General features: G+C 37.4%; 6 protein-coding genes. 4 read left to right on the top strand and 2 right to left on the bottom strand.

Annotated elements, in window-relative coordinates; genetic code table 11:
- Positions 1-553 precede the first annotated feature (553 nt).
- The 4 genes from phoB (at position 554) to BQ7314_RS14970 (ending at position 4,408) form a co-directional block, all read left to right on the top strand.
- Positions 554-1,252 carry a phosphate regulon transcriptional regulator PhoB gene (gene phoB, locus BQ7314_RS14955; protein ID WP_174484491.1) on the top strand — a complete coding sequence of 233 codons (699 nt, stop codon included), beginning with the start codon at positions 554-556 and terminating at the stop codon, positions 1,250-1,252.
- A complete protein-coding gene (gene phoR, locus BQ7314_RS14960; protein ID WP_174484492.1) occupies positions 1,249-2,523 on the top strand; it encodes a phosphate regulon sensor histidine kinase PhoR in 1,275 nt (424 codons plus the stop codon). Before phoB ends, phoR begins: the two co-directional genes overlap by 4 nt.
- A 278-nt stretch (positions 2,524-2,801) precedes the next feature.
- The gene (locus tag BQ7314_RS14965) at positions 2,802-3,464 is read left to right on the top strand and encodes a zinc ribbon domain-containing protein (RefSeq protein ID WP_174484493.1); all 663 of its coding nucleotides are present in this window, start codon (positions 2,802-2,804) and stop codon (positions 3,462-3,464) included.
- Positions 3,465-3,679: 215 nt separating this feature from the next.
- Positions 3,680-4,408, top strand: a complete 729-nt coding sequence (locus BQ7314_RS14970; protein WP_174484494.1) for a TSUP family transporter — start codon at positions 3,680-3,682, stop codon at positions 4,406-4,408.
- 249 nt (positions 4,409-4,657) lie between these two features.
- On the opposite strand, the gene BQ7314_RS14975 is transcribed toward BQ7314_RS14970, so the two are convergent.
- Positions 4,658-6,628: a hypothetical protein gene (locus tag BQ7314_RS14975; protein ID WP_174484495.1), complete on the bottom strand. Its 1,971-nt coding sequence runs from the start codon at positions 6,626-6,628 to the stop codon at positions 4,658-4,660.
- Positions 6,629-6,868: 240 nt separating this feature from the next.
- Positions 6,869-7,294 (bottom strand): hypothetical protein, encoded by a 426-nt coding sequence (locus tag BQ7314_RS14980; RefSeq protein WP_174484496.1) that lies wholly within the window; start codon positions 7,292-7,294, stop codon positions 6,869-6,871.
- Positions 7,295-7,403: the final 109 nt, after the last annotated feature.

Genomic DNA, 7,403 nt, shown 5'->3' on the forward strand with positions numbered 1-7,403 from the left:
ATCCAGTTAATTTAAAGCGCAAACTTTTCTCTTCTTTACCTCTTTTGCTAGCGTTATTTCTATAAAAAGAATCTAGTTCAGGAAATAAAGCAACAATAAAAGCCATTTGGGTAGCATGGTCATTATTTCTCACTAATCAATGATGTGAGTATATTTACTGCCAAGCAATGTTCGTGCCGTCCACATATAAATAACAATAGAATTCCTTTGATATGCCCGCAATACGCGCCTTAACAGCTTATAATTACCTTTATTAATATACTAGGCATCTAGTTTTTGAGTCGTAAATACCCGACAAAACTTAATATTGCCTCCAGATAACGTGAACTTTCAAACCGGCAACACTTACAAAATATCATCACCTTATAGAAATAGAGGGTCTAGCTTACACTGTCTCAATTTAGTGACTGTCTCAATACAGCGACACGGCTAAAAACTAATATTAACTATCCCAATAGATGACTTTTATGCTTAGATTTTATGCCGACACTAAACTGTCACAAAGCCGTCATACGAAGTGTTATACAATGAAGCAGTTAAATAGGAAGATAATATGAGTCAATTTACAATTTTAGTTGTTGAAGACGAAGAAGCTATTCGCAATATGCTGGTCATGGTATTGCAACAATATAATTTTAACGTATTGGAAGCAACCGATGTCATGCAAGCGCAGTCACTTTTGGAAAATAATCTGCCTGACCTTATTTTATTGGACTGGATGCTGCCTTGTATTACTGGTGATGAGTGGACTCGGCGCTTAAAATCAAACGAAAGTTATCGAGATTTACCTATTATTTTAGTCACTGCTAAAGGTGAAGAAAGCGATAAAATTCGCGGTTTAGATTTAGGTGCTGATGATTATATAACCAAGCCCTTCTCCCCTAAAGAACTTATCGCTAGAATTAAAGCTGTCCTGCGCAGAAGTGGGAAAATTCATGATTTAACACAAATTAAATTCCACGATATTGTTTTAGATACCGAACAGCACCGCGTTAGTATCGCTGACAAGCAAATTGAAGTAAGCCCGACCGAATTCCGTTTACTTAGCTTTTTCCTCACTCACCCTGAAAAAGTGTATAACCGCACGCAATTATTAGATCAAGTTTGGGGCCGCAGCGTGTATATAGAAGAAAGAACTGTCGATGTCCATATCCGGCGGCTAAGAAAGATTCTTGCCAATTATGGGCGAGAAGAATGGCTACAAACGGTGCGCGGTTTCGGTTATCGATTTTCTGAAAAAGAGAACTCATGAGTTTTTGGCATAAAGATTTACTTCACTACGCACTTGCCGTTTTCTTTGCGTTTCTTGCTAGCCTCTTTGTGGGTCATTTTTTATACTTTTTATTAGCTATCTGTATAGCGATTATTATTCGGCAAACCTACTTACTTAAACAACTAGAACATTGGCTAAGTGCAGGAGCAAAAGCCAATAACCCGCCACGTGGGGGCTTATGGGAAGAGGTTTATTATCATATTTTTCGTATCAAAAGAGCCAATAAAAAACGTAAAAAAAAACTCAGCAATATTATTGAGCAATTTCGTAAATCAACAGCTGCGTTACCTGATGCTATAGTCGTGCTCGGTGAATATGACGAAATTTCTTGGTTTAATAAAGCCGCAAAAAAAATACTAGGACTACAGCCATCAGATAAAGGACAGCGTATTCCTAATTTAATTCGCACCCCTGCTTTTGTTGATTTTTTAGTAAAAAAAGATAGCAATGCCGTTTTAAGCATTAGCTCACCTATTAACAAAAACATTACATTACAAATTAAGATTGTAAATTATGGTAAAAATGCGCACCTGCTAGTGGCGCATGATGTCACTTATCTAAAAAATATCGAGCGCATGCGTAAAGATTTTGTCGATAATATTTCACATGAGTTACGTACACCGCTGACTGTCTTAAAAGGCTATTTAGAAACCCTCACCGACATGGATGACCAGCACTCAGCCCTATTGACGCATTCACTAGAACAGATGCAAAATCAAACTTTTCGCATGCAACATTTAGTAGATGATTTGTTATTATTGGCCAACCTTGAAACACAAAGGATTTCCCATGATTGCGTCACTATTCAACCCTTGTTAAAACAAATCTGCTCAGAAAGTAGTGCATTAGAAGCGCTTAATAATCGCATTGAACTATTTATCGACTCTGACGTAAATATCATAGGCAATGATCAGGAACTGCGTAGTGCTTTCTCAAATTTAGTCGTGAATGCTCTCAAGTACTCTCCCGAAGAGTCAATTGTGACTGTGCAATGGTACCAATCAGGTGAAAGCCTAATCCTTGCAGTGACAGACCAGGGCGAAGGAATTCCAGAACAGGAAATACCTAAGGTTACTGAGCGTTTTTACCGTATCAACGTAAAACGTCAACAACAAAAAAGCGGCACAGGCCTTGGCCTATCGATAGTTAAACATGTGTTAGCTCGACACAGTGCTAAATTAGTTATTACCAGCGAACTAGGCAAAGGAAGTTGCTTTAAATGCATATTTCCTAAGCAACGTTTTTGTTAACAGACAACCGATATTTACCTCGTTAATTAATCGAGATAAAAGATAGATTTCTTGCTTAGCTTTCAACAAGCGTATTATTATAAGGTTTTACTATATTTCGCGCGGTCACAGATTCCGCTGTTATAAGCTGCTGATTTTTGTCGATAACACAATGTTAAAACAGGCGCATAGCAAAGCTACGCAACTGTTTCAGCAACGCAGGCTATGGGCAAAAATCAGCGGTTAGAATCCTGCCGCTGTGAACGCGCGAAGTATATTAACATCATAAGAGAGATATTATGCCTACAACCTTATATCAATCAAATAGCCCTTGCCAAAAAGCGGCACAACATTTATTAACCCTCATTTTCATCTTGATTGTTGCAAAATTAATCAGTTGGATTCCAGTGATGCATCACTTGCAATTAGCGGAAACCTTTACGGCAGCTGAAATTATCTGGTTTAGCGCCAAATTCGCAGCTTTAATTATCTTTTTTTATTTTTCGCGCGCAGCAATTGAAGCTATCCCCGCTCGTGCCGGGATAGCTTCATTTTTGCGCAATATTGCTGAGCCTATCACGCTATTAGTTATTGTAATAATCAGCCAAGAATTACTTTGGCATATACTCACCCCCTTTGTTAAAGGCTCAGGTGAGACTATCTATTTTAGTTTAGCAATACTAGCCATTATTTCAGCTAGCATTTGGCTAATACTTAAAGCTTACCAAGCAACACCTTATTTATTCGAAAACCAGCAAAATATAAGCACTTATTTTGCTCAATTAATACCCAGCCGGCATATGCTTTGTACTAGTTGCGGCCAAAGCATTCAAAGCAATGCTGCATTTTGTAGTTATTGTGGGCATAAGGCCCAAAAGCAGAAAAGTTGCATTACTTGTGGTCAGATGTTATCAGCTGATGAAAAGTATTGTGCACACTGTGGAACCGAGGCAAACAAGTAACGCGAATAAAGCCTTGCTGCTAAGGCTTTGTCACACTGCCTATTAATAAATCATTCCGGTAAATCCTTTCTTTTCTAGGTACGAGAGTTCAACCCTATCTAAGTCTAATTTGTTTTTGGCTTAGTACTCTCACTCCATAGCAGAATGCTTATACAGAAACGAATAGGCGAGGTATACTTAAAACTATATTTTAAATAAGCCTCTGTGAGCTCTTTATGCCTGTTGATATTTTAGCTACTTTACTCCTCACAACTGTTATCCAATCTATATTTGGCGTCGGTATACTCTTATTTGGTACGCCTCTTTTACTGTTACTCGGCTATGAATTTAGCTATACTCTCTCGGTACTCTTACCTATCTCTATCGCGATTAATATATTGCAAGTGCTAAAGCATTATAGCTATATTGATTTAAAACTGTATAAAAATGTCCTATTGTACAGTATTCCTTTCATCGTACTGTTCTTGTTTATTATTAGCAGCATACGATTAAATATCGGTTTAATCATTGGTGTATTTCTCATATTTGTCGCTTTAAAAAGTGTTTCTCCACGTATAGAGACCGCACTTAAAGTTATGCTCCGTTATGAAAAGCTATACCTTATACTAATGGGCATCGTTCACGGCATTACTAATTTAGGAGGATCATTGCTCACGGCATTAGCACATGAAAAAAACCTACCTAAAAATAATACCCGTGCAACTATTGCTATATGCTATGCGACCTTTGCGCTATTTCAACTGCTTACCTTATACTTTATTGGCTATGATGGTGGCATGCCCTACGCAGATACTATGCTATTATTGCAAACTTCAATCGTTGTATTTTTACTCACCGAAGAGTTTATATACAAGAAAATTGATAATAAAAAATACACTCAATTCTTTGCTGTATTCCTTGCCCTATCTGGCATATTATTACTTTTAAAATCATTAAATGCTTAATAATCTATTGGGAGCAATAAACCAAGTACACACGTACAATGAAATGGTATGCCCGTAGGTCCAAATTTATTTGCACCACAAAAGCCTACTAAACATAAGACACGAATAACTTTGAGAAACCTTGGCTCACGGATATTTGAATCGCCCTTTATAAAGGTGTTAGTTGCACTCTCATATTATGACGTAAATAGACTTCATGCTGTGACCTCAGCGATTTATGGCAAGAACCATGAACGCATCAAAATCAGCTTATTCAGTTAGCATCTGGTAATATTTTAAAGCCCAGTAATATTGGTTATTTTTTTCACCAATATAGCTCATTTCTGCTGAATAAGCATTTTCCCCATCTGTTATAAAAGGAATACTAATCCCAAAATCTTCTCTAACAACGGCGCCTTGGTCAAAATCATTTTTTGATACTAAATCGAATTGATTCAATAGCCATACTGGCTTAACCGAATTTTCTAGGGAAAAACTAGCAGAATACGGCTTTCCAGAATAGTTAACTAAAGGAAAAAATAAATCCAAATTGTCACTTATGTAAGCCTTAGAAGATCCTAGAATAAGTGGCATTTTTTTAATGCTCTTTTTAACACCAGTAGATTGATCGGGTTCAACGTCCTTTAACACATTAGGTGTTGGCTGAACCACTGCATCCCGCCCTTGAGTAAAACTTTGCTCTTCTACAATGACTCGATAGGCTTTATTTAGTTGTAAAGCACGTGCCGGAGAGGCATATAAAAGAACAGATATATCTTTATGTAACTTTTCAAGCATCGCCTCTTTTAAAACCTTTTGAGGATTAAAAAACTTGGCTTGTACTTCAGCATTGGTTCTAAATTCATTTGCTGATTTATTTTGCTGTAAATAATAGCTATATTCATAGCTACCATCCTGCCGTTGGGGTTCAGCTAAGCCCTTCAAGCCATGCTGCGACCAATGAAACCAGCCCTGTTGTGGACTGTTTGCAGGCATTTTTCTATGAAAACTAAAAATACCATCTGTGATAGCACCAATACCACTATGACATCCAACGCAAAAAACTAACTCTTCAAAATTTTGCGGCCTTAATTCGCCCTGAGCATCTTCGATAAATGCTGCAAAAGCCCAACCTAGTCCATTGCTAACACCCGTCTCAGAATTACCTCGGAAAACTCGAATGCGATCCGGGAAATCAGATTTTTCTTTTGATTCTGCCGCTGCTTTAGATTCTAATTTTGAATAATTTAACCAAAGTCGTTTTAAGGCATAACGCACTTCTTTCATTCGAGCGGATAATATATTATTACCTTGTTCATCAACATCAATATAGCGTACTGTGTGTAAAAACTCCGTGCCTTCTGGATATAAACCCGCCGCCAAATGCACTTTACCTGTCTTTTGCAAGGCATTAGCTTGCCCTACATACCACATAAATTTTTCTTTTAAAGGAGCCCAATCATATTTTATTTTGCTGGCTAGCCCAATTTTTCCATCCTTATCTAAATCAATATTCCCGAGCTGCCCTTCATCGACGGGTTCAATGGTAATATCTTGCTCTTTAACCATCGCCTCGACGATAGCTAAGTTGACTTTATATACCGTTAAATCTTCAATGCCTTTTTGATTAGTTCGAAAAGCTGATGGTAGCCGAATCATAACATCATCAGTCGAGCCATTGGTGGGCCAAAATGTACCTAAGTAAGGATAATACCCAAAAGCACGCCACCCAGTCAGTTGTCCTTTTGGATCATGATCAAATCCTTGCGCATCGAAATTAAACCAAATATCAGGCGTAAAACCATTCCATTGTCCATCATGGTTATAATCCCAGCTTTTAGGCACTTGAGCCAATACTTTGCTTAGTTTTATCGCTCCCTGAGAATCAAAATAGTTACTTTTTCGAATATAATCAGTTATCGTTTGGTCACTTATTTTGGCAACCTGCTCACTGCGATCCTTAAATAAATTTTTCCAATGGTTTTCTCGCGCCTCTTCAGTAAAACTATAAGTTTCCTGTAAATCTGAATCATTCACATAATTAGGACGGCGTGAATCGGTATGACAAGCATAACAGGGGTTATAAGTCGCCTTATTATCGTCTTCGGTTTTTGTGTAACATTGAGGCGGGATATAGGCAACTTTATTCTTTAATGTACTCGTCGTTATATCAACTGTTTGAGCGAAAACAATGTTACTTAACAATATACTGCCAAATAACGCCATGTTAATTTGTTTCAAATTAATCACTTTTGAACCCCTAAGAAATGTCCATTCAATAAAACCTCAATAGAGAACTGGCTATGCTTTTAGATATTATTGAATTTGACTTCTAAGATAAATAAAATAGATAAATACAAGGTGATAAAAAGTGTCATTCACTAATAATAAATGACTTTATCATACGCCTATGCAGGTATAGTTAAAAAAAGAGGCTCAAAATGAGCCCCTTTCATACATCACTGCAAAGTAAAGCTTAAATTAATAACCGCCCCAAGGACCAAAATATCCAGTATATCCACGCCCTTCTTCAGCATCTTTTAGTTGGTCTTGATCTGACTCTCCAAAAGGATGTTGGACAACTGTCATCATATAACTAAAGCCATTCACATTACGGTAGAAATAAGGGGAGGTTGTTTCTGAACCATAAGGTGTCGTTGCTATGCGCGTTAGATTTTTAGATTCGACATTAAAAGCCCAGATCATGTCATTTTGATGTCTTCCTGTATCTTCACCAATAATCAGCGTCTTAAACCCAGGAATAAAAGTCACATTATCAGGCTCAGATATACCATTAAGGTCACACTCATTTGCCGCATAAGGACCATCAGCAGGATAAGGATTATCAACTTTAGCGCCACGTTTTATGAGTCTTGGTATACCAGAAATTAACGGTGTCCGCAACAATACATAAGATGGTAGACATACATCAAATCTATGGGTGATAATAAGTTTCCTAAGGTGTAAAAACCAACTTTTACGGAATTCAATTGCACGAAAAAGTGGCGCTCAGAGG

Origin of the sequence: methanotrophic endosymbiont of Bathymodiolus puteoserpentis (Logatchev) (assembly GCF_900128525.1) — a bacterium.
Classification (GTDB): domain Bacteria; phylum Pseudomonadota; class Gammaproteobacteria; order Methylococcales; family Methylomonadaceae; genus Methyloprofundus.